The following is a 24,925-nucleotide window of genomic DNA, read 5'->3' as shown; positions in this document are numbered from 1 at the left end:
ATGGCGCAAGGCAACTTTCGTCGTCAATCCGCAAGAAACGTTCAGTAGTACCGGTTTTCTTGACAGCGCGTGCCTGCTGCGTTGACGCTCAGGTGCGGAGGGCGCTCTCACGGTCCCGTTCTCCGGCCCCAGGAGCACACTCATGTCAGGAAGCCTTCAACGCGGAAGACTCCCGCTGCTCGTCGCCGCGGTACTCGTGGCGGCCACCATCACCCCGGCGCACGCTGCCGGGCCACTGCTCTCGCAAGGTCGACCGGTCACCGCTTCCACCAGTGAGAACGCGGTGTTCGCGGCGACCGCCGCGGTCGACGGTGATCTGGGCACCCGCTGGTCCAGCGAGTTCCGCGATCCTCAGTGGATCCAGATAGATCTCGGCACCACGGCGAAGGTCGACCAGGTCGCGCTGGCCTGGGAGACCGCGAGCGCCAAGGCGTACACGCTCAGCATCTCCCCGGACGGCAACACGTGGCAGGAGCTGCGCCGGACGACCACCGGGCCGGGCGGCACCGAGACGCTCGCCGTCACCGGCACCGGCCGGTACGTGCGGCTCGACCTGACCCAGCGCGCGACGCAGTGGGGTTATTCGCTGTGGGAGTTCCAGGTGTTCGGCACCCGTGACACCGGCAACGCCGAAACCCTGCTCTCGTACGGCAAAACCGGTGCCGCGTCGACGTTCCAGGACGACGGCGCGTGCCCGCAGTGCAGTCCGGCCAAGGCGTTCGACCGGGATCCTGCCACCCGGTGGGCCACCAGCGCGACGAACGGCTGGGTCGATCCCGGCTGGATCTCCGTCGATCTCGGCGCGACCGCCACGATCTCGAAGGTCGTGCTGCAGTGGGATCCGGCTCATGCGACGGCTTACAAACTGGAAGTGTCCGACGACAACGCGAACTGGCGCCAGATGTACTCGACCACCACTGGACGCGGCTTCAAGGAGACGCTGACGGTCAGCGGCACCGGCCGGTACGTGCGGATGTACGGCACGGCCAGGTCGAACGGGTACGGCTACTCGTTGTGGGAGTTCCAGGTCTACGGCACCGGCGGCAACCCGACTCCCGCGCCGCCGCTGCCGCCGAACCCGACGTTCCCCGGCCGGCTGGTGTGGGCGGACGAGTTCAACGCGCCCGCGGGTACGGGGCCGGACGCCTCGAAGTGGCAGCCGGAAACGGGACCGGGCGTGAACAACGAGCTGCAGTACTACACGAACAACAACAACGCCCGGCACGACGGCAACGGCAACCTGGTGCTGCAAGCACGGCGCGAGGTCACGCCGGGCAGCGCGTGCCCGGTCGACCCGGTCAGCGGCAGCGGGACGTGCCAGTACACGTCAGCACGCCTCAACACGCACGGCAAGTTCGACTTCACCTACGGCCGGGTCGAGGCGCGGATCAAGGTGTCGTCGACGCAGGGGCTGTGGCCCGCGTTCTGGTTGCTGGGCGCGGACTTCTTCGACAAGCGCACGCCGTGGCCCGCGTGCGGCGAGATCGACATCATGGAGCACGTCGGGAAGGAGCCGAACAACGTCTACTCGACGCTGCACGCGCCCGGCTACTACGGCGCGGGCGGGTTCGGGTCGCCGCTCACCCTCGGGCAGCCCGCGTCGAGCGCGTTCCGGACGTTCGCGGTCGAGTGGGACTCCAGCCACATGACGTTCAGCGTCGACGGCAACAGGTTCTTCACCGTGGACCGCAACCAGCTGGAGTCGACCCGCGGGCCGTGGGTGTACGATCACCCGTTCTTCATCATCATCAACAACGCGGTCGGCGGCGACTGGCCCGGCCCGCCAGGAGCCGGGACGCAGTTGCCGCAGGACATGGTTCTCGACTACGTCAGGGTGTACCAGTGATCGACGCGCGGGCAGGCGGTGAGACGTCGAACGCCTCGCTGACGGCCTCGACCTCGATGCTCGCGGTCTCGCCGGCGTTGAGCGGGATCGCGGGCACGAAGTACGCGTCGTTCGTGGTGCCGCCGAGGAAGATCCGCTCGGTGCCGGTCCACTTGTAGACCCGGTACTGCCGCACCGTTCCGGGAGCGCGCGTCCAGGTGAGCCGTGCCGACACCGTCGTGGTGTCGGTGCGGCTCACCTGCTCGACCTGCACGTGCGACGGCGCCACCGGTGACGTCATCACCGGATCGGTGACGCTGATCCGGCCGATCGACGCCGTGACCGGACCACCTGGCAGCACTCGCAAGGAGATCTCGGTCAGCGTGGCGCCCGCGTGCTCGGCGAGCGGGAAGACGCTGCGCCGCCATGCACCCGAGACTCCGCCGAGGTCGAGGACCTTCTCGGTGGCGCCGATGCGCAGGATCGCCTGCAGCCGGGACGGGCCGGCGCCGGTGCGGTGGACGATCTCGAACTGGCTGTTGCCGGTCAGCTTCAACGAGGTCGCGAACAGCCGGACGTCGTTGGCGGACAAGGGAGTTCCGGTGATCTTGAGCGCCGTGCCGCCGTCGTACGGGTCGTCCCAGTCCAGTGACGGGGTCACCTTGGTGCCGGTTCCGGAGACGCTCCACCGCCAGGTCGGCAGCACGTCCTGCAGCGAGAGGTTGTTCCAGGCCTGCGTCGACCGCACCGCGCCGCCGATCGCGAACTTCTTGCCGTGCCCGGTGTTGAAGTTCGTCACGAACGGCAGAGTGGTGATCGGCGTCAGCTCGGTGATGTAGTGCGCGATGCCCTTCCAGTTCGCCGTCGTCGTGGTGTTCGACGGGTCTCCGTTCGGGCCGACCCAGAACCGGTTGTCGCGCGAGTAGAAGTCCGCCGGGCTGGACGCCGACTTGAAAGTCCACTCCGGACGGTAGAAGCCCAGCGACGTCGTGTGCGGCTTGCCCTCGGGGAACACCGAGGTCCAGCCGACGCTCGTGTTGTAACCGTTCGCCTCGACGTCCACACCGGACGCGAGGTCGTAGGGGCTGCGGTTCATCTGCTTCGCCAGGGCGGCCGAGTTCGCCAGCCCCTGCGTGCTCCACCAGAAGTTCAGGAACATCTCGTCGGACTGCTCGAAGAACATCTTGTTCCGCGCGGTCAACGCGTTCTGCCAGGAGACGCTGCCGGAGTCGGTCATCGCGTCGTACCAGATGACCCGCAGTCCGCTCTTGCGCAGGTAGACGATGAAGTCGCGCATGTCGTTCGCGAGCTGGGTGTTGCCGCCCGCGGTCTCCTGGTTGAGGAACCAGCCGTCGAACCCGTAGTGCTTCGCGACCTGGATCATCTTGTCCGCCACCGGGAACCGGTCGCCCTCGCGCTTCACGAAGTCGCGGACCCACTGGATCTGGCCGCCGTACGCGGTCGGCGGGAGGAACACGTTGCCGATCACGCGGACACCGTTGCGGTGCGCGGCATCGGTGACGGTCGGGTTCGGCGCGAGGATCAGGCCCTCGGACGCGGAACCGCCCCAGAACACCAGTTCGTCGATGTACTGCCAGTAGTTCGTGGCGTAGTAGTTCATGTCGAGCGAGCCCTGTGACGGGTTGTTGCTCGTCGGCGCGTACGCCACCAGCGCCTGCACGCGTGCCTCGTTGGCATGAGCGTGTGCGTTGGCCGGTCGGGCCGGGGTGACACGCTTGGCCAACGGAACCGTGCTGCGGTTGTACCGTGCGTCCCGGTCCGTCGCCGGATCCCAGTTGAGGATCGTCGCGGGGTGCCAATAGGACGCATAGGGCTGTGCCGGTCCTTCTTGGGCGACAGCCTCGGCGGCTGAGGCAGGGGTCTCGGACAGCAGGCTGGTCAAAGCCGCCGTCGAGCTCAGAACGAGGAACTGTCTCCGAGTGGCCACGCGATCACCCTTGTGTGCCACGAGATTCGCCGTATACCGCCTCTACGGTGACTAGATCGGACGACAATTCCTCGATCTGCTGCGCTGTGTAACCGAGTTCGGTCAGGATCTCGGTGTTGTGCTCACCCAGGCACGGCGCCTGCCTCCGAACGGACGCAGGCGTGTCCGAGAAGCGGACAGGCGGCGGCACAACGCGAATCGTGCCCTCGGTGGGATGCTCGGCCGTGTCCAATTGAGACACGGCTTCCTTCAGTGAGGTCACGCGTCCGAAGGGGATGCTGTACCGGGAACACAGCTCCTCCCACTCGTCGGTCGTGTGCTCCAGGGCGAGCTCCGCCATCAGCTCGTAGAACGCTTCGAAGTTCTCGTACAGCGCGTCGGGGGAGTCGAACCGCGGATCCACCGCCAGGTCGGGACGTCCGGCCACGGTGAAGAAGTCCGCGACGTTGCGCGCGCCGTACGTGGCGATGCAGGCGTACCCGTCCTTCGTGCGAACCGCGCGGTGGTTCGGCTGCAACGACCGCGCGAACCCCAACGGGCCGTGAGCGGGCACGAACGTTTCGCCGCCGACGTGTTCGAGGAGGTTGAACGCCAGCATGGTGTCCGTCATCGGCACCTCGACGTGCTGGCCGCGCCCGGTCCGTTCGCGGTGCATCAACGCCGCCAGCACGGAGTAGGCGATCGTCAGCGAGCTGACCTTGTCCGCCAGCACGGTCGGCACGTAGTCCGGAGCGCCCGTGGCCCGCATCATGAGGTCCACGGTTCCGGACGCGCCCTGCACGATCTCGTCGTAGGCGGCCCGGTCCCGCAGCTCCCCGGAGAATCCCTGTGCCTGGCAGTAGACGAGCCGGTCGTGCCCGATCGACTCGTAGTCGAGCCCGAGCCGTTCCAGCGCTTGCGGGCGCAGGTTGGTGACGAGCACGTCGGCTGACTCGATGAGGTCGCGGAAGATCTTCTTCCCGCGTTCATCCTTGAGATCAACAGCGATCGACCGCTTGTTGCGGTTGAGCGCGAGGGTCAGCGAGCTCATGCCGACGTGCTTGTACGGGGGAGGCACTCGCAGCGAGTCACCGGACGGGGACTCCACCTTGATCACGTCGGCACCGAGGTCACCGAGGATCTGGGTCGCGTACGGACCCATCACGACAGTCGAAAAATCGATAACACGAATGCCGTCAAGAGCACCATCCATGTGGCCGAACCCTAGTGCGGCTACTGAGCGGTAGCGTTAACACCGCTGTCGCAATTGGTACCCCTGCAACCAATTGAGGTGGATTCGTCGTGCGCATCAAAGTCGTGCTTGCGGCGCTGGTCCTGGCGCTGATCCCAGGCACCGCAAACGCTGTAGCCAACCCCTACGAACGAGGCCCTGCACCCACGGCCGCCTCCGTCGAGGCCTCCAGAGGCACCTTCGCCGTCACGTCCGCGGCCGTCGCCCGCCAGTCGAACTTCGGCGGCGGCACGGTCTACACCCCGACCAGTGATCTCAAGTTCGGCGCTGTCGCCATCTCGCCCGGCTTCACCGCCACCCAGTCGTCCGTCGCGCACTTCGGCCCGCGGCTCGCGTCCTACGGGTTCGTGGTGATCACCATCAACACCCTGTCCACCTGGGACGACCCGGACAGCCGGGGCGCTCAGCTGCTCGCCGCCCTCGACTACGTGGCCCGCACCAACCCGCGCGTCGACGCCTCACGCCTCGCCGTGATGGGCCACTCGATGGGCGGCGGCGGAGCGTTGCGCGCCGCCACCAGCCGTCCGACGCTGCAGGCCTCGATCCCGCTGGCCGGCTACCACACCACGAAGAACTGGTCGGGAGTCAAGGTGCCGACCATGCTGCTCGGCGGCCAGAGCGACCCCACCGCCCCCGACTCCCAGCACTCGATCCCGTTCTACAACTCGATCACGGCCGCGCCGGACAAGGCGTTCCTCGAACTGCGCGGCGGCGACCACTCGGCGCCCCGCAGCGACAACGTGACGGTGCGGAAGTACACGCTGTCGTGGCTCAAGCGGTTCGTGGACGACGACCTGCGCTACGACCAGTTCCTGTGTCCGGCCCCGACGCCGAACACGCTCATCTCGGCCTACAAGGACACCTGTCCGCACGCGTGATCTCGTGATGGTGCTGTGCCGGCGCGCGACAGCCCGGCACAGCGCTCACGACTCCCTGGTGAACGGGCGGGGCAGGCCCTCGGGCATTTCGAGCGGCACGGTGTAGAAGCGGACCTCGTGGCCGTCCGGGTCGTGCACGTCGAGGAGAACCCAGCCGACCGGCGTCCTGATGACCCCGCCGTGCGCGACTCCGCGGTCGGTGAGGTGCGCCGCGAGCGCCTCGATGGCCTCCTGGCCCGGCACGCCGATGGAGAAGTAGTCGAAGCCGGCCGACGCGGCCGCCTGGCCGGGGTTGAGCCGTAGTGCCAGCGGTGGCCCACCTCTGGCGTGGTCCATCGACACGCCCATCCGCACGCCCTGCTCGACGAAGTTCACCATCAGCTCGTAGCCGAGGTTCGTGGTGTACCAGTCCAGCGACTTGTCCAGGTCGGACACGGGCAGCTTCAGGTGGTGGATGCCGTCCAGCAACGGTGCGCTCATGATCGTTACCTCCTGGTTGCAGTGAGACTGCACTTATGCAGTTAGACTGCAACATGTGCCAGGAGACGTCAACAGGGATCTGCGAGCGGCGCGGCGGGCGGACACCGAGGTCCGGATCATCGAGGCGGCCACCGAGCTGTTCACCGAACGCGGTTACGTCGCCACGACGCTCGCCGATGTGGCGAAGCACGCGGGTGTGGGGGCCCGCACGGTGTACGTGCGGTTCGCGACGAAGGCCGTGCTGTTGCAGCGTTGCCTGGACGTGGCGATCGCGGGGGACTACCACCGCGTGGCCGTACCCGATCGGGACTGGTTCCAGCAGGCGATGAACGCGCCGACGGCGGAGGAACGCATCGCGCGCATGGCGGGGATCAGCGGGCAGCTGATGGCCCGCACGGGGTCGCTTCTGCAAGTGGCACAACAGGCCGAGGCGCTCGAACCCGAGATCGCCGAACGTGCTCAGGCGGCGCGCGAGATGACGCATCAGGCCATCGGCGGCTTCTTCCGGAAGCTGGCCGCCGATGGCCTGATCTCCAGCGAGAACATCGAGTGGGTGGCGGACACCGGTGCGGTGCTCGGTCAGGCTGAGACCTACCTGCTGCTCACCAAGACCACCGGGCAGACGATTGAGGCCTACGAGTCGTGGCTGGTCGAGACCTGGACACGACTCGTAGGAAGCACTCACTCGTAGGCGATCGCGTCCAGGACGTTCAACCGAGCAGCGCGGATCGCGGGCAGGATCGCCGCGATCACACCGACGAACGCCGCCACCACCAGGTACTGGACCATGGTCAGCCAGGGGAACCCGATCTCCGAGATGCCCTGGTCCTTCAGCGCCTGCACGGTCGCGAGCCCGAGCGCCACGCCGACCGCGAGGCCGAGCACCGCGCCGAACACCGAGATCACCACCGACTCGACGGTGATCATCCGCATCACCTGCGACCGCCGCATGCCGATGGCCCGCAGCAGGCCCAGCTCGCGGGTCCGCTCGATCACCGACAGCGCCAGGGTGTTGATGACGCCGAGGACCGCGATGAGGATCGCCAGCGCCAGCAGGATCTGGATCATCAGCAGGACCGTGTCGAACTGCGAGGTCGTCTGCTTCACGAACGCGCTGCGGTCCTGGACGGTGATCTCCGGGTTGTCGGAGAACAGCGGCTCGATGCGCTTCTGCACGTCCGTCGCCGACGCGCCGGGCTTGAGCTGCACGAACGCCTGGTTGATCTGGTCGGACCGGAAGCCCTTCGCCGCTGACTCCGGCAGCACCATCGCGCCCTGCAGCACCTGCGACTTGGCCCAGATGAACCCGACCGTGTAGGTCTTCGGCTGGGCCTTGGCCAGCTGCAGGGTCACCGTGGTGCCGGTCTGCCAGCCCTTCTCGGTCGCGAGGCCCTCGGGGATCGCGATCTGGTCGTCCTTCAGCGGCGCGATGTCACCGGACAACGGCTTGAGGCCGAACATCGTCTTCATCGCGGGCACGTCGGTGACCGCGACGGCGAACATCTGCGAGTCGCCCTGCAGCACCCCGTCCGAGGCCCAGCCGAACGCCGAGCTCACGCCGTCGGTCTTCTCGACCTGCGTCAGCACGTCCCGCTTGAAGCTCGCCTGCGCGCCCTCCATCTGGCCCTCGCCGGAGATGATCAGATCGGTCTGCAGCTGACCGGCGGCCAGCTTCTCGATCGACTTGGTCGCCGACGTCAGCACCACGCTCACGCCGGTGATCAGCGAGATGCCGACCATCAGCGCGGCCGCGGTGATCGCGGTGCGCCGCGGGTTGCGAGCGGAGTTCCTGCGCCCCAGCAACCCCGGCATCGACCACGACAGCAGCCGGCCGATCAGCGACACCATCGGCTTGGACAGCAACGGTGTCAGCAACGCGACACCGACGAACGCCACCAGGATGCCGCCGAAGATCAACGTCAGTGACTGCTGCCGGAACCCGAAGAGCAGGCTCGCGCCACCCAGCGCGGCCACGGCGGCACCGATGATCGTGATCTTCGTCAGCGGACGGTCCGGCGTCGCCGCCTCCCGCATCGCCGCGACCGGCGCGATCCGCGACGCCCGCAGCGCCGGCATGACGGCCGCGATGACCGTGACGATCATGCCCACCGCGAACGACGAGATGATCGCCGACAGCGGTACGCCGATGCCCGCCAGATGCAGGTTGCCACCGCCGAGCGTGCTGAAGATGTTGGCCAGCAACGCACCCACGCCGATGCCCGCGCCCAGGCCGACGATCGACGCGATCAGGCCGATCACCAACGCCTCCAGCACCACGGACCCGATGACCTGGCCGCGGGACGCACCCATCGACCGCAGCAGCGCGAGCTCGCGCGTGCGCTGGGCGACGATGATGGAGAACGTGTTGAGGATGATGAAGATGCCGACGAACAACGCGATGCCGGCGAACCCGAGCAGCACGTAGTTGAAGAACTTCAGGCCCTCGTTGATCTGGTCGGCCTGCTCCTTCGCCAGCGCGGCACCGGTCTTCACGTCGTAGCCGGAGCCGAGCTTGCTCGCCACGGCGTCGCGCAGCGCGTCCTCGGACGTGCCCTGCGCCGCCGTCACGGTGATCGACGAGTAGACGTCCTTCTTGCCCAGCAACAACTGTTGCGCCACGGGCTCGGTGAACGCCACCGACAGCTCGCCGCCCAGCGAGTCCCGGCCGCCCGCGTACTCGTAGACACCGGTGATCTTGAAGGTCTTCTTGGGCTCCAGCGTGAGCAGCGCGATGTCGTCGCCCACTTTGAAGTCGCCGGTCTTGGCGAGGTACGCGCCGACCACGACCTCGTTGTCCGCCTGCGGAGCCTTGCCGTCGCGGAGCTTCTCCAGGCCGGCGCCCGTCCAGTTGGAGCCGAACCGCGGCGCCCCGGACGTGGTCATGACCTTGCCGTTCTTGCCGATCGGCCGCGCTGACCCCTGCACGTCGCCCACGGCCTTGGCCACGCCCGGCACCGACTTCACGTCGGCGATCGCCTGGGGCGTCAGCGGTTCGGGCTGCTTGCCCTTCTCCTGGTGCGGCGACACCGAAACGTCCACATTGGCGTAAGCCGACGAGAACAAGTCGGTGAACGAACGCTGCAGCGTGTCGGTCAGCACGAACGAACCGGACACGAACATCACGCCCAGCACCACCGCGAGCGCGGACAGCACCAGCCGGAGCTTGCGCGACAGCAAGCTCTTGATGGTCGCCTTAAACATGGCGGCTACCACTGCTTTCGATCACCTTGACGGAGTCGAGGTGCTTCATGGTGTCCAGGACCTCTTCGGCGGACGGCGCCAGCAGCTCGCGGACGACGTGGCCGTCCTTGAGGAAGATGACGCGGTCGGCGTACGAAGCGGCGTTCGGGTCGTGCGTGACCATCACGATCGTCTGCCCGAACTCGCGGGCGGACCGCTGCAGGAAGCCCAGCACCTCGGCGCCGGACTGCGAGTCCAGGTTGCCGGTCGGCTCGTCCGCGAACACGACGTCGGGCCGCGACACCAGCGCCCGCGCGCACGCCACGCGCTGCTGCTGACCACCCGAGAGCTGTGTCGGCCGGTGGGTCAGCCTGTCCCTCAGACCCACCGTGTCGACGACGACGTCGAACCAAGCCCTGTCGATCTTCTTGCCGCCGATCGAGAGCGGCAGCGTGATGTTCTCCTCCGCGGTCAGCGTCGGCAGCAGGTTGAACTGCTGGAAGATGAAACCGACCTTGTCGCGCCGCAGCTCAGTGAGACCGCGGTCCTTCAGCCCGGTGACCTTCGTGTCTCCGATCCACACCTCGCCGCGGGTCACGTCGTCCAGCCCCGCGAGGCAGTGCATCAACGTCGACTTGCCCGAACCCGACGGCCCCATGATCGCCGTGAAGCGGGACCTCTCCAGCTCGACGCTCACCCCCGCGAGCGCGGTCACGGCAGCGTCGCCGGACCCGTATTCCTTCCACACGTCGACGGCTCTCGCCGCGACACCTTCGGACGCGCTCACTCTCGTTCCCCTCCTGTGGGCCTTTGTGCGCACCATCTTCGGCGACGCCAGCACACCGAAGGGTCAGGTTCTCCCCTGAGAGAACCCTGAAACCAGTGTGCACCTACCCCCGAGAGGACACGCTGAGAAACCTCTCAGCTTCACCGCGTGTGCGTCGTGCCGTGGTGGCGAGGAGAACGGTATTTCACTGCGGCGACAGCGTCTTGACACTTCCGGATCCGATTCGGTCAACTTCCGTCGCGATCGGAGGAACGCATCAGTCCTCAATGGATTCCAAGACGGGTGGGCTCCACCACGCGCAGTCCCGCACGGACCGCGTTCTCGGTGAGCCACGTGACGAGTCCGTCACCGTACGCACTCGCCGGCCGGATCCAGTCGTACATCCGCCGCGCGAACGAAGAGTTGAACGCGATCACGTCGTCCAGGACGAGCGTCGGGTCCTCCTCGGTGGCGACGTCCCGGAAGCCACCGAAGAGAACCCGACTCGCACCCAACTCACGGGCTTTGTCCGCCACCCCGAAAAAAGCCGACCCGCGCCCGTGTGCGCGCACCACCAGCTGATGCGCCCGGAAGTCGGTGTCGAGGAACTCATCGGCGTACGTGCCGTCATCGGCCAGCACCAGCACGTTCGTGCCGTCGGGGAGCGCCCCGACCTGCCCAGGATGCGTGATGCCGATGACGTTGATGCCCACGAAGCCGATCCTCGCGGAGTTGTGTTAACCCTCGGCAGCGCTGGCGTTAAACAAGTTTCGGCAGTACTTCCGCGCCGAACACGCGGATCGTCTCGACGACCGATTCGGGCGGCATGCCCCCGATGTCCACCATCACCAGATGCGTGTCGATGGTCAGCAGCTCGGCCAGCGCGTTCAGCCGGTCCGCCACCTCGTCCGGCGTCCCGCACACCGCCGCGCCGTCCATGATCGCGTCCACGTCGATGTCGCCGTCGCCGCGCCACGGGTCCGCGAACCGCGCGTACTCGGCGAGGTGCGGCCGCCAGCGTTCGCGAGCGTCTTCGTGCGCCACGAACACATGGCTCGGCACGCCGACGCGCCCAAGGGGAAACCGTTCGCGGTACCGCTGCACGACGTCCGCGTAGATCGACGGGTCCCGCAGCGTCGACGGCAGCATCAGCGGCATCTGCAACTCGGCCCCGAGATCGGCCGACACCGCCGACCCGGACCCGATCCACACGGTCGGTCGTGGCGTCTGCACCGGGCGTGGCGTCGTGGTCACGTGGGAGAGCGGGCCGCGGAACCTGCCGTCCCAGCTCACCTCCGGCTCCTCCAGCAGCTTGATGAGCAACCGCAGGTGCTCCTCGAACCGTTCCCGCAGCTGGCCCGGCTGCACCCCGAACGCCGCGTCCGTCTGCTGGTCGACCCCGCGCGCCACGATCAGCTCGGCGCGGCCGTTGGACAGCACGTCCAGCGTCGCCAGCGACTCCGCCACGAGCACCGGGTCGCGGTGGGCCAGCAAGGTCACGCCGGTCGAGAGCTTCAGCGTGGACGTCCGCGCCGCCACGCCCGCGAGCAGCAGTTCGGGTGCGGACACGATGTAGCGGGTGAAGTGGTGCTCGCCGATCGCGACGCCCGCGAACCCCGCCTCCTCGGCCACGACCGCCTGCTCCACCATCGCCCGCAGCCGGTCGGCCTGGGACACCTCCTCGCCCGTGCACGGGTTGGGCAAGTGGTCACCCAGGATCAGGAGGTAGACGTCCATGCGGGCCATTTTCCCTCTTCCGAGGCAAGATGGTTGACGTGGTCACCAACAACGAGGCCGAGAGCCGCTACGAGGTTCACGTCGACGGCGCGCTCGCCGGGTTCCTGGAGTACCGGATGATCGGGGACGTCATCGCCCTCGTGCACACCGAGGTCGACGAGGCCTACGCCGGGCAGGGGCTCGCGGGGCAGCTCGCGAAGTTCGCCCTGGATGACGCCATCGCCCGTGATATCAAGGTTTCGCCGCTGTGCCCGTTTGTGGCGAAGTACATCGACAAGCACCCCGAATACCGTGTTACCGTGCGGTAATTAGTTGCCATCGCTAACAATGAGGTGGGCGAGCGTGTGGAGTGAACCGGGCGCGTTCGAGGTGGCACCAGGAGTGCACCGGATCCCGCTGCCGCTGCCGAACGACGGCCTGCGCGCGGTCAACGTGTACGCGATCGAGGACGGCGACGGGCTGGTGCTCGTCGACTCCGGCTGGGCGCTGGACGAGGCCCGTGACCAGCTGGAAGCCGCGCTCGGCACGCTGAACAAGGGCTTCGAGGACATCAAGAGGTTCCTCGTCACGCACGTGCACCGCGACCACTTCACCATGGCCGTGGCGCTGCGCAGAATGTTCGGCAGCAAGATCGCGCTCGGCCTCGGCGAGCAGCCGTCACTGCGGCACATCCTGCACGGTCAGGAGGACCAGCACGTCGCCGACCTGCGCAAATGGGGTGCGGGCGAGCTGGCTGAGACGTGGATCAAGATCATGCACCACGTCAACCGCGACGACGCCCTGCGGGACTACGAAGAGCCGGACGAGTGGCTCGAACGCAGCACCGTCGAGCTCGAACACCGCACGCTCGAGGTCATCCCGACGCCCGGCCACACCCGCGGCCACGTCGTGTTCGTCGACCACACCGCGAAGGTGCTGTTCTCCGGCGACCACGTGCTGCCGCACATCACCCCGTCCATCGGCTTCGAGCCGCTGCGGCCAGAACTGCCGCTCGGCGACTACATGACGTCGTTGAAACTCACCCGCGAACTGCCGGACCTCACGCTGCTGCCCGCGCACGGGCCGGTGACGGACAGTTCGCACGCCCGCGTCGATGAGCTGCTGCACCACCACGAGCAGCGCCTGGAGGAGATCCTCAAGGCGGTCAGCGGCAGCGCGTTCGAGACCGCGCGCAAGATCGGCTGGACCCGCCGTCAGCGCCGGTTCGACGACCTCGACATGTTCAACCAGGTGCTGGCGATCGGTGAGACGGCCGCGCACCTCGACGTTCTGGTCGAACGTGGTGAATTGACCCGAACGGTGAACGCCGGCGTGCTCGAATACCAGAGTGACACCGCTTGAGCTGGCCGCCTGGACCTGGAGAATGCCCCGCAGAGGCCGGGGGTTCTGGTTCTCGCTGGCGATCGACGTGCTGTGGCCGATCGTCGTGCTGTTCGTGCGCCTCAACGTGCGCGGCAAGCAGCACGTGCCCGGCAACGGCGGCGTGATCCTCGCGTTCAACCACCTGTCGAACTCGGACACCGTCGCGGCGGTGGTGTTCGCGCTGATGTCGAACCGGGTGCCGCGGGTGCTGGCCAAGGCATCGCTGTGGCGCACGCCGGTCATCGGCTGGGTCATGCGGTCCGGCGGGCACATCCCGGTCGAACGCGGCTCGGTCAAGGCCGCCGAGGCCCTGCGGCCAGCAGTGGAAGCGCTCCAGGCGGGGGAGTGCGTGATGGTGTTCCCCGAGGGCACTTTCACCAACGACCCGGACAACTGGCCGATGAAGGGCAAGTCCGGCGTCGCGCGGATGGCCCTGGAGGCCCGCGTCCCGGTCGTGCCCGTCGCCGAGTGGGGCACGCAGGACCTGTTGCCCAGGGGCACGGTCCTGCCGAGGTTGTTGCCGCGCAAGAAGGTCGAGGTCGTGGCCGGTGCGCCGGTGGATCTGTCCGACCTGTACGACAGCGAGCTGACCGCGGAAGTGCTGGACGAGGCCACCAAGCGGGTCATGGAAGCCATCACGACCATGTTGTCGGGCATACGTTCCGGGCGAACGGGTAGCCCGAAGGCATGACTGCGTTAGAAGAGTTACTTGCCGCCAAGGAAGTTTCCCGCCCCGGTGGAGCCGGCATGTGGGCGCCGGTGATCCCGCCGCGCCGCGGTGACGAGGAATGGGTGGTCCAGGCCGACGAGGACCCCGCCATCGTCCGTGGTGCGGACTAGCGTCCAGCTGGTTGCTTCCAAGGCGCTGGCTCTGCCGGCGTCTGCAAGTACCACCAACTCTTGATCAAATCGAGAGCGCTCTCGGTGGGCAACCTGCCTGATGTGCCGGTATGCGCGGTCTGGCTGGTTCATGAAGGGAACCTTCATGAACCTGAGGCGGATGAATGCGCCGTTCATGGACGTGGGCCGGGCCCTTGGAATCAACTGTCTAGACGCACTAGACGCGTCTAGCTACCCTAGACGGTATGACCCTCGACGACGAACTGCTGGCGGCCGCGCGCAAGGCGGGCACTGCCTCGGCCTCTGCTCAGGAGCAGGCCGACATCGCGAAAGCCGCGTACCACCACAGCGTGCTGCGCCTGCACCGCGCCGGCGGGTCCATGCGCGAGATCGCCGAAGCGCTGAAGATGAGCCACCAGCGCGTGCACCAGATCGTCGAGCAGTCCAAGCGCACCGAGAAGTGCTGGTTCTGCGGTCGCGTCGCCGACGAGGTCGACAAGATGGTGGCCGGTCCGGCGGCGCTGATCTGCAACGTGTGCGTCGCGCAGGCTCAGGTCGGCGGGGTCGGCGACTGCTCGTTCTGCAGCGAGACCCGGCCTGTCCACGAAGGCGCGGACGCGAAGATCTGCCGGTCCTGTCTGGACTTCAGCGCTGCCGTGATCAGCGCGGCAGCTTCACCACGGTGACGAAGAAGTCGTCGATCTGACGGACGACCTCGATGAACCGGTCGAAGTCCACCGGCTTCGTGACGTAGGCGTTGGCGTGCAGGCTGTAGCTGCGCAGTATGTCCTCCTCCGCCTCCGACGTCGTCAGCACCACGACCGGGATGTGCCGCAGTTCCGGATCGCCCTTGACCTCGCTGAGCACCTCGCGCCCGTCCTTGCGCGGCAGGTTGAGGTCCAGCAGGATCAGGCCCGGCCGCGGCGCGTTCTCGTACTGGCCCTCGCGCCGCAGGAACTCCAGCGCCTCGACGCCGTCCTTCACCACGTGCAGGGTGTTGCGGATCTTGTGGTGCTCGAACGCTTCCTGAGTCATCAGGGCGTCGCCCGGATCGTCCTCGACGAGCAGGACGTCGATCACGTTCAGCGATGGATCAGACATGTACTTCCTCAACGTCGGCAACGAGTTCGGGTACCACGGGAAGGGTGAACTCGAAACTCGTGCCCGAGTCCACATCGGTTTTCAGCCAGATCGTGCCGCCGTGGTACTCGACGATCTTCCGGCACATCGCCAGTCCGATGCCCGTGCCCGGATACGCGTCCTTGGGGTGCAGGCGCTGGAAGATGACGAAGATCCGGTCAGCGTACTCCGGCTCGATCCCGATGCCGTTGTCGCGCACGGCGAACTTCCACATGTCGCCATCGCGTTCGACGTCCACGTGGATCACCGGGGCCTCGGCGCCCTTGAACTTCAACGCGTTGCTGATCAGGTTCTGGAAGACCGCGCTGAGCAGGGACGCCTCACCGCGCACGGACGGGAGCTCGGCGATCTCCACCCGCGCGCCGGTCTCCTCGATCCGGTCGGAGTAGCTGTCCAGCAGCTGGCGCACGACCTCGTTGAGATCCACCACCGTCTGCTCGCGGGTGATCCGGCCGACGCGGGAGAACGCCAGCAGGTCGTTGATCAGCACCTGCATGCGTTTCGCGCCGTCCACGGCGAAGTCGATGTACTGGTCGGCGCGTTCGTCGAGCTGCCCGCCGTAACGCCGTTGCAGCAGCTGGCAGAACGACGCCACCTTGCGCAGCGGCTCCTGCAGGTCGTGCGAGGCCACGTAGGCGAACTGCTCCAGCTCCGCGTTGGACCGCTGCAGCTCGGTCTTGGCCTCGTCGAGCGTCGCGAGCTCCTGCACGATCCGGTGGCGCATCAGGTCGACGTCCTCGCCGAGCATGACCGTCTCGCGTGGACCGTGCGCGTCGATCTCGTGCCGGAAGTCGCCGGACGCGACCTGCCTGACCTGTTCCGCGAGGCCTTCCAGCGGCGCGATCAGCAGGCGGTACAACAGCAACGTCAGCCCGCCGATCACCGCGACCAGCAGCACGCCCATGCCGATCACCAGCCACAGCACGAGTTTCGCCGCGTGGTCCAGGTCCTCGCGGGCCTGCCTGCCGAGTTCGCCGATGTCGGCCTGCAACATGTCGACCTCGGCGCGCAGCTGGTCGAACAGCTGCTTGCCCCGGTCGATGTCCTGGACCGGCGCGGACTTCCGGATGCCGGTGATCGTGGGCTCCGCGTACTGGTCCCGCCACTGCCGCGACAGGCCCTCGATGCGGTCCACGCGGCCGTTGACGTCGCGGAGGAGGGCGTGCACCGAGTCGGCGGCCTCGACCTCGGCCTTGCGACCGTCCAGATAGGGCTGGAGGAAGCTGTTCTCGGTGGTGAGCACGAAGCCGCGCACACCGGTCTCCTGGTCGAGCAGCGCGCGGCTCAGGTCCTTCGCGCGGCGTGCGGCCGGCTCGATCTGGTCGACCGACCGCGAACGTGCGTCGCCGAGCGCGTCCAGGGCGAGAACCGTCGACGCGATGGCCATCGCGGTCATGGCCAGCAGGATCGTCACGACACCGATGAGCACCCTGCCAGCGGGCAACCGGTCGGGCAGTTTCACTTTCCGTCCCTCAGCAGCAGAATGGCCACGTCGTCGTCGAGCGCGCCTCCGTTGAGCTCCGTCACCTCCGCGATGACGGAGTCCATCCAGTCGGGGCCCTCGGCCAGGTGCCTGCGGAGGATGTCGCACAGCCGCTCGACCCCGAGCCGGTCGGTGTCGCCGGGTACCCGGCCCTCGATCAGTCCATCCGTGTAGCAGGCGATCGCCCAGCCGGACGGCAGCGGCACGTCCACCCCGGTCCACGCGTAGTCGGGCAGCACGCCGAGCGGGACGCCGATCTTGGACTGGGGCAGGTCGACGATCTGGGTGCCCACCAGCAGCAACGGCTCTGGGTGCCCGGCGAGGAAGTAGCGCGCCGAACGCCGGTCCGGAGCCACGGTGACCATGCAGGCGGTGGTGAAGATGCCCTCGCCGTGCCGTTCCGCGACCAGCACCTGGTCCAGCGTCCGCAGCACCTTCTCCGGCGGCTCGCCTGCCAGCACCAGCGCGCGCCACGCGATCCGCAGGCAGACGCCCAGCGCGGCCTCGTCCGGGCCGTGCCCGCAGACGTCGCCGATGATCGCGTGCACGGTGCCGTCCGGCATGCCCACGGCGTCGTAGAAGTCGCCGCCGAGCAGCATCCGCTGGCCGCCGGGCTGGTAGCGGACCCCGAGGTTCACGTCCGAGTTCTGCAGCAGCGGGGGAGGCAGCAGGCCGCGTTCCAGGCGCGACCGTTCCGCGGCGAGCAGCTCGGCCTCGCGGAGCTGGCGCTGGGCGTCCTCGGCACGGCGGCGTTCGACCGCGTACCGGACGCCGCGCAGCAGCAGCTCGCCGTCGACCTGGCCCTTGATGAGGTAGTCCTCGGCGCCGGTGGCGACCGCGTCGATGCCCTCGCGCTCGTCGTCGAGGCCCGTCAGCACCAGGATCGCGGGCGCGTTCGGCTTCTTCAGCAGGCGGTGCAGACCGTCGAGGCCCTGCGAGTCGGGCAGGCCGAGGTCGAGCAGCACGCACTCGGCGTCGGCGAGCAGGCGCTCCGCCTCCGCCAGGGTGCGGGCGCGCGACAGGATGAACGGCGCCCTCGCCTCTTCGAGCAGCGCCTCGACGAGCAGAGCGTCGCCATCGTCGTCCTCGACGAGGAGGACGCGCACGGTCTTGGTTCGCATCAGGTCGGACTTTAACGTTATTCAGGTGCGGGGTTCGCGCCCGACCTACCAGGATTGCGGGCGTGTTGATCCGTCTCGCCCAACCAGCCGAACTCCCGTACCTCCAGGAGATCGAAAACGCCTCCGGGGAAGTGTTCCGCGAGGCCGGCCTGCCCGAGATCGCCGACGATGACCCGATGTCCCTGGAAGCCCTGGCGGACAACGAGGTCTGGGTCGCGGTGGGGGAGCGGGGCGTGCCCGTGGCGTTCATCGCGGTCGGTGACGTGGACGGTGGCGTGCACGTCCACCAGGTCAGCGTGCACCCCTCACACGCGCGCCGGGGAATCGGTGCGGCGTTGATCGAGCACGTCAGGCGGGCCGGGCGCGCGGTGACGCTGACGACGTTCCGGGACGTGCCGTGGAACCAGCCGTACTACGAGCGGCTCGGGTTCCGCGCCGTCACCGAGACCTCGCCCGGCGTGGCCGAAATCATGCGCGAGGAGGCCTCAAGGGGCCTCGATCCCGCGACTCGGGTCGCGATGGTCCTTCTCCCAGCGCAGGTACGACCCTGACGCGATCGAGAGGCTGCTGAGCAACCAGACCAGCACGCCCGCGTCGTCGGTCACACCGATCACCGGCAGGAACTCCGGCAGCACGTCGATCGGCGACACGAGGTAGACCAGCGACACCGCCCACAGCAGCACCTGGCTCTTCGGCAGGTCCGGGTACCGGCCGCCGCGCCAGGCCTTCCACAGGCGCGGCAACGCCTTCGCGCGCTGGATCGGGTTGCCGACCGGGCCGGGGCCCTTCAGGGCGCGCTTGCGCCGGTTGCGCAGCACGCCCACGCCGACGGACACCAGTCCGAGCGCGATCATCACCCAGCCGACGAGGGCCGGGCTGAGCCCGCCGATGTCCGCGGTGCGGAACAGCAGAACGGCCAGGCCGGACAGCGAGATGAGTGACCCGAAGACGACCATCTGCGGCTGCTCCTAGCTCGGCTCCTGGAAGAGCATCGTCGGAATGGCCTTGTGGGGCTGCTTGAGCTCCTGTGGTTCCGGTTCCCTCAGCTCGATCACGGCTTCGGGTTCCTCAACCGGCACCTCTTCAACCTTCGGTTTGCGCACTGCTTTGACCGGAGCCGGCGTGGGCTGGTCCAGGGCGGCGCGCGCCTTGGAGATCCACACCTTCTGCATGGCCTCGTCCTTGCTCCCGGCCGCCGTCGCGGTGAGTCCGGAGAGGACACCGCGAATGCGTGGAACCAGAGCTGGATGACGCCGGATCGCCTGCCACACAGCGTGATCACCCGGTAGCCGGGCGGACACGAGCCGCGTGACCTGAGCGCGCAGCTCCTCTGTGGACAGATCGAGCCAGCGCTCGACCGCTGACGGGCCTATCGCCACGTGCAAGCCTCCCCAAAACGACAACCGCCCCTACAGGATCTCACGGATCCCGCAGGGGCAGCCCTCTGGTGCCGGGAAGCGTCAGGACGCGACGACCTCGAGCAGGATCTTGCCGCTCTCGTCCTGGATCCGGAACGTCGCGATCTCGTGCCAGCGCATGGCCACGTTCGCCTGGAGCCGGATGGTCTTCCTGTCACCCGCGACCGGTTCGGGCGCGTACCAGGAGGTGACCTGGGCCACGCGGCCCGTGCGTCCGACGGCGACGAGAGATCCCTTGGTGGGGCCGGACATGCCGCTGACCTCGATGTCCATCGAGGTGCCCCACGCTTCGTCGGAGGCGGTGATCTTCGTGAAGACACCGCTGTTCGGGTCCTGCTGCTGCACCTTCATCGACGAGTCGGTGGAGTTCTGCGCCACCGGGGTCTGCGACGTCGTCGTGTTGGTGTTCGGGGGTGCGGCCGTGTTGGACCCGTCATCAGTGCCGCGCACGACCAGCGTCGTGACGACGGCCGTCACCGCCACGATGCCGGCGGCGGCGGCCGCGACACCCTGGGCGACGAACCACCGGCGGCGCTTCCTGCGCGCCGACACGGCGTCGAGCATGACCCGGACCGACTTGCCGTCCGGGCGTTCCGGAGCTGTTCCGCGCAGCATGCCGCCCGCGTCGGCCTCGTCGATCAGGTCTGGCACCACCGCGAAATCGCGCAGGTCAAGGGCACACCGCCGACATTCGGTCAGGTGGTTCTCGAACGCCTCCACCTCATCGGCATCGAGGATGCCGAGCACGTAGGCGGCGACGTCGAGGTGATCTGGTGCCGTTGTCACCGCGTCTCTCCCCGATCGTGCAACGCGCGCCGCAGCGCACGGAGCGCGTAGTACACCCTCGACTTGACCGTTCCCGGTGGCACACCCAGTGCCGCCGCGGCCTCACCGACGGTGCGGTCCCGCAGGTATGTCTCGAGAATAGCCTCCCGGTGTTCTTCAGAGAGACCGTTCATCGCCTCAGCGACGACGATCGCTGCGAGGGTGCGATCCTCCTCGCTGCCCGAGGGCGACTCGTCCGAAGGGGTCAGTTCGAACTCCTGCGGACGGACGCTTCTCTTACGCCTGTCGTCAATGACCAACCGCCTTGCCACCGTGAACAACCACGACCGCAAGAGCACGGGGTCACGTTCGAGTTTCTCGGCGTTGCGCCATGCCCTGACCAGGGTTTCCTGCACGATGTCCTCTGCCCACTGACGATCATGGCCAGTCAACCTCATGCAGTGTCCCAGCAGGGCGCTGCCGAATTCCTCGTACAGCCGACGGATCAACTCTTCCTCGAGGGATCCCGGTCTTGGTGATTGTTCGTCTAACTCGCGTTGACGTCTATGCCGCGCCACGGGGGACATCCTTGCCTCATGAAGCGTCTCAAGTCGAGAGGCAAATATTCCTCACGAAGTTCGTGAACCGTTGCCGGATCGTGTCCGTACTCCTCGGTACCCAAGCCGAGAAAGGACCTGCCGATGCGACGTGGTCAAGCCATCACCGCCCTGGCGGCACTGGCTGTGAGTCTCACGGCGTGCGGCAGTGGGTCGACTCCTCCCGGAGGGGCGGCCGCTCCTGGCGGCCTGCAGGCCAAAAACGCTGATCTGAGCGGTGTGAACAACTACTTCATCGCGAACACCGAGCAGATGGGCTGGTTCATCACCGACGCCGAAGGACTCCCGCTCTACCGCTTCGACAAGGACGTTCCCAAGCCGTCCAAGTCGAACTGCGAGGGGGAGTGCGCGAAGGCCTGGAAGCCGGTCCTCGCGGACAAGACCCCGATGGCGACCGGCGTCGATCCGATCTCCATGGGCGTTCTGACCAGGCCGGACGGCACCAAGCAGCTCACCATCGCGGGTTATCCGCAGTACACCTACGCCGAGGACAAGGTGGCCGGTGACATGAAGGGGCAGGGGAAGGGCGGGACCTGGTGGGTCACCGCTCCGAACGGCGCCAAGATCACCGGCGGAAAAGCCCAGAACAACACGCAGAACAAGAGCAGCGGTACGCCGAGCACGTCCCCCACCTCGCCGGCCGGGCAGACACCGTCGTCCGCAACGCCACCGGCAGCTCCCGGCTACTGAGCCCACTGCTCTCTCTTCAGCCCCCTACCGACCTCCCTTGAACAACGAGGACATCAAGACGATGACCAGAGCCCTCGCCACCGTCTTGGCGATGTTGTTCCTCTTCTTCGCCGCCCCGTTCGCCGCCATGGCACAACCTGCGGACACCGGTGGAGTGCAGGACACCCCGTCCGGTCCGTTGACGGCGAACGACCGAGACCTGCTGAACAAGGTGCGTCAGGCAGGCCTGTGGGAGATGCCCATGGGTGAGCTCACGGCCACCAAGGCGTCGAACGCGCGGGTCAAGCAGATCGGCAAGATGATCATGCTTGACCACATGATGCTGGACAACCTGACGAAGAAGACGGCTGCCCAGTTCAACCTGACCACGCCCGACGTGCCGAACCCCTCGCAGCAGTCCTGGATGGACGAGCTGAACGGTCTCGAAGGAGACGCGTTCGACCAGGCGTTCGTCGCCCGGTTGCGGGCCGCGCACGGCCAGGTCTTCAACTTCATCGCGAAGGTGCGCACGCAGACCCGCAACGACGTCATCCGCGGGTTCGCGCAGGCCGGTATCGACGTGGTGATGAAGCACATGACGTTGCTGGAGAGCACGGGTCTGGCGGGCGATCCCGCCTTCGCCGACCCGCAGCCCGCCGGCGGCATCATCAACGCGACCTTGGCCTCCGGTGAGGGGCCGAACATGTGGGTGATCCTCACGGTCACCGCCGCGGGAGCTGTTCTCACAGTGCTCCTGCTCCGAGTACTCCGCCCGCGACGACCGGTGCGGTGATTCTGCAAGACCCCGTTGTGCGACGGGAAACGGAGGTGGTGTCCCAAGGTCAGAGGCACTCCAACGCGGACCTGTTCCCACCCGCCCGGCCCTGAAGTGTCCACTCCTGCACCAAGGACCGGGCGGGTTCCCGCGAGTAGTACTTTCCGGAGGAAGAGTTGTTGTCGAGCCAGATTCCGCTCCTGGTGGCCCAGGCGACCGAGTTCGACTCGGGCGTCAAGAAGATGGCCCAGATGTCCGCCAGGCTGGCTTACGTCCTGATGTGCGCCACCTTGTCCTGGGGCGTGCTGATCGCGACCGGCTGGGCCGAGAAGCTCACCGGCCGTGAGGGCCTGAAGAACGGGCACATGGTGCTCGCGTCACTGGCGATCGCGTTCGGCACCCTCCACGCGTTCGCCTTCTCCTTGCTGCAGGGAGCCCCGCTCAGCATCATCAAGCTGATCCTGCCGTTCGTCGACGGCGGCCTGCTCCGGCACGCGTTCGGCATCCTCGGCCTCGAGGTCATGCTCGCGATCGCCGTGCTCGCCTCGATGCGGCACAAAGTCTTCTACCGCAAGTGGTTGCGGTTCCACCAGACCGCCTACATCGCGGTGGGCATCACCGTGGTCCACTCCTGGTTCGGCGCCATCGCCAACGGCAACCTGTCCGTGCTGTGGCTCGCCGGCCTCACGATTCTCGTCCCGACCGCGACCCTGGCCCTGGCCCGGTTCCTGCCGTCCGAAGCGTTGGTGCGCATCGGCATGCTCGACTCCGAGCGCGGCAAGGAACCCGGCGTCGGCGAGGGCGACGCGATGGACGTGAGCGTCAACAACGAGAAATGCCACCGCTACGGCACCTGCCAGGCGGAGGCACCGGATGTCTTCCAGCTGATCGAGGACAACCGCCTGACCTACAACCGCCGACCGCCGGAGGAGCACTTCGCTCAGGCCCGGGCGGCACAGCGCGCGTGCCCGATGCGTGCGATCGAGATCAGGGAGCGAGTGAAGTGAGCGAACGGATCGTGGTCGTCGGCGGCGGGCTCGGAGGAGTCCGTTCCGCGGAACGGCTGCGGGAGATGGGTTTCGACGGTCAGATCACGATCCTGTCCGCCGAGCGGCACCTCCCGTACCACCGCCCTTGTCTGTCGAAGCAGATCATCACCGGTGAGTGGACCCCGGACGACTCGCTGTTGTCGTTCTCGGGTGACCTCGACGCCGAGTGGCGGCTGAACTCCCCGGCCCTGCACCTGGACCCGAAGAAGCAGTCGGTGTGGGTGCCCGGCGGCGAGGAGATCAAGTACGACGGCATGATCATCGCGACGGGCGTCGACGCTCGTGCGATGGGCGGCGCACCACGCCACGACCCGCGGGTGCACGTGCTGCGGACGTTGGACGACGCGATCGCGATCCGCAGGAACATCCGGCAGTCGCAGGGCCTCGTCGCCGTCATCGGCGGTGGGTTCATCGGCTGCGAGCTCGCGTGTTCGGTTCGTCACATGGGCCGCGACGTGGCTCTGATCGTGCGCTCGCCCGCACTGCTGGGCGGCGTCGTCGGTGACGACATCGGCAAGAAGATCACCGAGGCGCACGTCGAGCACGGTGTGCGGCTGGCCACTGGTGTCGGCATCAAGCACTGGGTGCGTCAGCCCGGTGGCATCGGGATCCACTTGTCCGACGGTCAGGTGTTCTTCGCCTCGTGCGTCGTCCTGGCGGTCGGCGCGTCGCCCGCCACCGACTGGATGCGCGGCTCCGGCCTCGACATCTCGGACGGCGTGCTGTGCGACGAGACGAACCACGTGGTCGGCGCCGAGAACCTCGTCGCCTGCGGTGACGTGGCCCGCTGGCCCAACCTGCGCTTCAACGGTGCCGTCCGGCGCGTCGAGCACTGGCTCAACGCCGTCGAGGGTGGTCGCGCCGCCGCCGAGAACCTGCTGGTCGGCCGCAACCACGCCAAGTCGTACACGCCGGTGCCGCGTTTCTGGACCGAGCAGTACGGCATGCGCGTCCAGGGTGCCGGCCTACCCGTGCTGGGTACCGACACCACCGACGTCAACGGACTGACCGGCTTCATCGCCAACGGCAAGCTCGTCGGCATCGTCGGTCTGGAAGAGCCCGGCAAGATCATCACGGAGACCCCGGAACTCTTCCGGCAGAACACCGTCGAGGAGAACCGGACGGTGTGGACGCAGCCGGCGGAACCCGCTGCCGCCGCCGTCCCGGAAGTTCTTCCCACCACCCAGATGCCAGTTCCCGAACCGGTCGCCGCCCGCGCATCATCCGTTCCCCCGTCCGTCTCGTCGTCGATGTCCCCGCCATTGCAGCGGCGGCGGCATTCACGCTCGAGGCCGGAGATGGTGCGAGTGGGCGGAGGACGCGCGAGGCCTTAACCAGGTCAGGAGGTATTTGCTGTCGGCACAGGGCAAGCGGTGACGAGCGAACTCCGACGTCGCTGTCGTGGCCAGGTGGCGGACCGATGGCGTCACGCGGCGATGCGCTCGATCCCGCGCCGGCAAGCTGAACCTCCTTCTCGTGCGTCACCAACGGTGTGGCGGCTCGGCGGGCTCCCGAGCCGCCACACCGGCCGAGGGCACCCAGGACCTGCGCGACCGGCTGGACGTGCCGAAGATCTTCGCGAACCCCGCTGCGAACGCGCCGAACACCGCACCCGCCGCGAGCCCGAAGACGGTCATGCGC

27 protein-coding genes are annotated in these 24,925 nt (G+C 67.5%); 13 read left to right on the top strand and 14 right to left on the bottom strand.

The window, feature by feature from the left end; all coding sequences use genetic code 11:
* Positions 1-142: 142 nt before the first annotated feature.
* Complete coding sequence (locus tag ABZX92_RS20640) at positions 143-1,846, top strand: discoidin domain-containing protein (RefSeq protein ID WP_355561549.1); 1,704 nt, start codon at positions 143-145, stop codon at positions 1,844-1,846.
* Here the strand turns inward: ABZX92_RS20640 and ABZX92_RS20635 are convergent.
* Both ABZX92_RS20635 and ABZX92_RS20630 read right to left on the bottom strand, forming a co-directional pair.
* Complete coding sequence (locus tag ABZX92_RS20635) at positions 1,830-3,773, bottom strand: hypothetical protein (protein ID WP_355561546.1); 1,944 nt, start codon at positions 3,771-3,773, stop codon at positions 1,830-1,832. The two genes, ABZX92_RS20640 and ABZX92_RS20635, sit on opposite strands and share 17 nt — an antisense overlap.
* A 4-nt stretch (positions 3,774-3,777) precedes the next feature.
* Positions 3,778-4,965 (bottom strand): CoA transferase, encoded by a 1,188-nt coding sequence (locus tag ABZX92_RS20630; RefSeq protein ID WP_355561544.1) that lies wholly within the window; start codon positions 4,963-4,965, stop codon positions 3,778-3,780.
* A gap of 89 nt (positions 4,966-5,054) precedes the next feature.
* Between ABZX92_RS20630 and ABZX92_RS20625 the strand changes: the two genes are divergently transcribed.
* Positions 5,055-5,882 (top strand): dienelactone hydrolase family protein, encoded by an 828-nt coding sequence (locus ABZX92_RS20625; protein WP_355561542.1) that lies wholly within the window; start codon positions 5,055-5,057, stop codon positions 5,880-5,882.
* Positions 5,883-5,927: 45 nt separating this feature from the next.
* Here the strand turns inward: ABZX92_RS20625 and ABZX92_RS20620 are convergent, their stop codons facing one another.
* Positions 5,928-6,362, bottom strand: a complete 435-nt coding sequence (locus ABZX92_RS20620; RefSeq protein WP_355561539.1) for a VOC family protein — start codon at positions 6,360-6,362, stop codon at positions 5,928-5,930.
* Positions 6,363-6,417: 55 nt separating this feature from the next.
* Between ABZX92_RS20620 and ABZX92_RS20615 the strand changes: the two genes are divergently transcribed.
* The gene (locus tag ABZX92_RS20615; RefSeq protein WP_355561536.1) at positions 6,418-7,053 is read left to right on the top strand and encodes a helix-turn-helix domain-containing protein; all 636 of its coding nucleotides are present in this window, start codon (positions 6,418-6,420) and stop codon (positions 7,051-7,053) included.
* On the opposite strand, the gene ABZX92_RS20610 is transcribed toward ABZX92_RS20615, so the two are convergent.
* From ABZX92_RS20610 to ABZX92_RS20595, 4 genes are all read right to left on the bottom strand, one after another.
* Positions 7,044-9,563 (bottom strand): ABC transporter permease, encoded by a 2,520-nt coding sequence (locus tag ABZX92_RS20610; RefSeq protein WP_355561533.1) that lies wholly within the window; start codon positions 9,561-9,563, stop codon positions 7,044-7,046. The two genes, ABZX92_RS20615 and ABZX92_RS20610, sit on opposite strands and share 10 nt — an antisense overlap.
* Positions 9,556-10,329, bottom strand: coding sequence for an ABC transporter ATP-binding protein (locus tag ABZX92_RS20605; protein WP_355561530.1), 774 nt, complete (start codon positions 10,327-10,329; stop codon positions 9,556-9,558). The genes ABZX92_RS20610 and ABZX92_RS20605 overlap by 8 nt, the downstream gene beginning before the upstream one ends.
* Before the next feature lie 263 nt (positions 10,330-10,592).
* Positions 10,593-11,021 carry a hypothetical protein gene (locus ABZX92_RS20600; RefSeq protein ID WP_355561528.1) on the bottom strand — a complete coding sequence of 143 codons (429 nt, stop codon included), beginning with the start codon at positions 11,019-11,021 and terminating at the stop codon, positions 10,593-10,595.
* A 46-nt stretch (positions 11,022-11,067) separates the two neighbouring features.
* Positions 11,068-12,045, bottom strand: coding sequence for an LLM class flavin-dependent oxidoreductase (locus tag ABZX92_RS20595; RefSeq protein WP_355561525.1), 978 nt, complete (start codon positions 12,043-12,045; stop codon positions 11,068-11,070).
* A gap of 38 nt (positions 12,046-12,083) precedes the next feature.
* On the opposite strand from ABZX92_RS20595, the gene ABZX92_RS20590 reads away from it, so the two are divergent.
* The 5 genes from ABZX92_RS20590 to ABZX92_RS20570 all read left to right on the top strand — a co-directional run bounded on the left by ABZX92_RS20590 (position 12,084) and on the right by ABZX92_RS20570 (position 14,933).
* Entirely contained in the window at positions 12,084-12,353 is a 270-nt protein-coding gene (locus ABZX92_RS20590; RefSeq protein ID WP_355561522.1) for a GNAT family N-acetyltransferase, read from the top strand.
* A gap of 19 nt (positions 12,354-12,372) precedes the next feature.
* Entirely contained in the window at positions 12,373-13,386 is a 1,014-nt protein-coding gene (locus tag ABZX92_RS20585) for an MBL fold metallo-hydrolase (RefSeq protein ID WP_355561519.1), read from the top strand.
* A complete protein-coding gene (locus tag ABZX92_RS20580) occupies positions 13,373-14,098 on the top strand; it encodes a lysophospholipid acyltransferase family protein (protein WP_355561516.1) in 726 nt (241 codons plus the stop codon). The genes ABZX92_RS20585 and ABZX92_RS20580 overlap by 14 nt, the downstream gene beginning before the upstream one ends.
* On the top strand, positions 14,095-14,247 hold the full coding sequence (locus ABZX92_RS20575) for a hypothetical protein (RefSeq protein WP_355561513.1): 153 nt from the start codon (positions 14,095-14,097) through the stop codon (positions 14,245-14,247). The genes ABZX92_RS20580 and ABZX92_RS20575 overlap by 4 nt, the downstream gene beginning before the upstream one ends.
* Positions 14,248-14,492: 245 nt before the next feature.
* Positions 14,493-14,933: a ClpX C4-type zinc finger protein gene (locus ABZX92_RS20570; RefSeq protein ID WP_355561510.1), complete on the top strand. Its 441-nt coding sequence runs from the start codon at positions 14,493-14,495 to the stop codon at positions 14,931-14,933.
* On the opposite strand, the gene ABZX92_RS20565 is transcribed toward ABZX92_RS20570, so the two are convergent.
* From ABZX92_RS20565 to ABZX92_RS20555, 3 genes are read right to left on the bottom strand one after another with little or no spacing between them, the layout of a single operon-like run.
* Complete coding sequence (locus tag ABZX92_RS20565; protein WP_355561507.1) at positions 14,908-15,348, bottom strand: response regulator; 441 nt, start codon at positions 15,346-15,348, stop codon at positions 14,908-14,910. The two genes, ABZX92_RS20570 and ABZX92_RS20565, sit on opposite strands and share 26 nt — an antisense overlap.
* On the bottom strand, positions 15,341-16,849 hold the full coding sequence (locus tag ABZX92_RS20560; protein WP_355561504.1) for an ATP-binding protein: 1,509 nt from the start codon (positions 16,847-16,849) through the stop codon (positions 15,341-15,343). Before ABZX92_RS20560 ends, ABZX92_RS20565 begins: the two co-directional genes overlap by 8 nt.
* On the bottom strand, positions 16,846-17,991 hold the full coding sequence (locus ABZX92_RS20555; protein WP_355561501.1) for a SpoIIE family protein phosphatase: 1,146 nt from the start codon (positions 17,989-17,991) through the stop codon (positions 16,846-16,848). Before ABZX92_RS20555 ends, ABZX92_RS20560 begins: the two co-directional genes overlap by 4 nt.
* 62 nt (positions 17,992-18,053) lie before the next feature.
* On the opposite strand from ABZX92_RS20555, the gene ABZX92_RS20550 reads away from it, so the two are divergent.
* A complete protein-coding gene (locus tag ABZX92_RS20550; protein ID WP_355561499.1) occupies positions 18,054-18,542 on the top strand; it encodes a GNAT family N-acetyltransferase in 489 nt (162 codons plus the stop codon).
* Here the strand turns inward: ABZX92_RS20550 and ABZX92_RS20545 are convergent.
* The 4 genes from ABZX92_RS20545 to ABZX92_RS20530 form a co-directional block, all read right to left on the bottom strand.
* Positions 18,477-18,947: a DUF1232 domain-containing protein gene (locus tag ABZX92_RS20545; RefSeq protein ID WP_355561496.1), complete on the bottom strand. Its 471-nt coding sequence runs from the start codon at positions 18,945-18,947 to the stop codon at positions 18,477-18,479. The two genes, ABZX92_RS20550 and ABZX92_RS20545, sit on opposite strands and share 66 nt — an antisense overlap.
* A gap of 12 nt (positions 18,948-18,959) precedes the next feature.
* The gene (locus ABZX92_RS20540) at positions 18,960-19,370 is read right to left on the bottom strand and encodes a hypothetical protein (protein ID WP_156213572.1); all 411 of its coding nucleotides are present in this window, start codon (positions 19,368-19,370) and stop codon (positions 18,960-18,962) included.
* 81 nt (positions 19,371-19,451) lie between these two features.
* Entirely contained in the window at positions 19,452-20,195 is a 744-nt protein-coding gene (locus ABZX92_RS20535; protein ID WP_355561493.1) for a zf-HC2 domain-containing protein, read from the bottom strand.
* Positions 20,192-20,761, bottom strand: a complete 570-nt coding sequence (locus tag ABZX92_RS20530; protein WP_045315736.1) for a sigma-70 family RNA polymerase sigma factor — start codon at positions 20,759-20,761, stop codon at positions 20,192-20,194. The genes ABZX92_RS20535 and ABZX92_RS20530 overlap by 4 nt, the downstream gene beginning before the upstream one ends.
* Positions 20,762-20,875: 114 nt before the next feature.
* Here ABZX92_RS20530 and ABZX92_RS20525 point away from each other — a divergent pair, with 114 nt between their 5' ends.
* The 4 genes from ABZX92_RS20525 (at position 20,876) to ABZX92_RS20510 (ending at position 24,618) form a co-directional block, all read left to right on the top strand.
* On the top strand, positions 20,876-21,481 hold the full coding sequence (locus ABZX92_RS20525; RefSeq protein ID WP_355561490.1) for a hypothetical protein: 606 nt from the start codon (positions 20,876-20,878) through the stop codon (positions 21,479-21,481).
* Between the two features lie 37 nt (positions 21,482-21,518).
* Positions 21,519-22,253, top strand: a complete 735-nt coding sequence (locus tag ABZX92_RS20520; RefSeq protein ID WP_355561487.1) for a DUF4142 domain-containing protein — start codon at positions 21,519-21,521, stop codon at positions 22,251-22,253.
* Between the two features lie 161 nt (positions 22,254-22,414).
* The gene (locus tag ABZX92_RS20515) at positions 22,415-23,242 is read left to right on the top strand and encodes a ferredoxin (protein ID WP_355561484.1); all 828 of its coding nucleotides are present in this window, start codon (positions 22,415-22,417) and stop codon (positions 23,240-23,242) included.
* Positions 23,239-24,618, top strand: coding sequence for an FAD/NAD(P)-binding oxidoreductase (locus ABZX92_RS20510; RefSeq protein ID WP_355561481.1), 1,380 nt, complete (start codon positions 23,239-23,241; stop codon positions 24,616-24,618). The genes ABZX92_RS20515 and ABZX92_RS20510 overlap by 4 nt, the downstream gene beginning before the upstream one ends.
* Positions 24,619-24,925 lie beyond the last annotated feature (307 nt).

The organism is Lentzea sp. NPDC006480 (assembly GCF_040611995.1).
Lineage (GTDB): Bacteria > Actinomycetota > Actinomycetes > Mycobacteriales > Pseudonocardiaceae > Lentzea.
The sequence above is the reverse complement of the archived record's forward strand: the minus strand, read 5'-3'. Positions and strand labels throughout refer to the sequence as shown.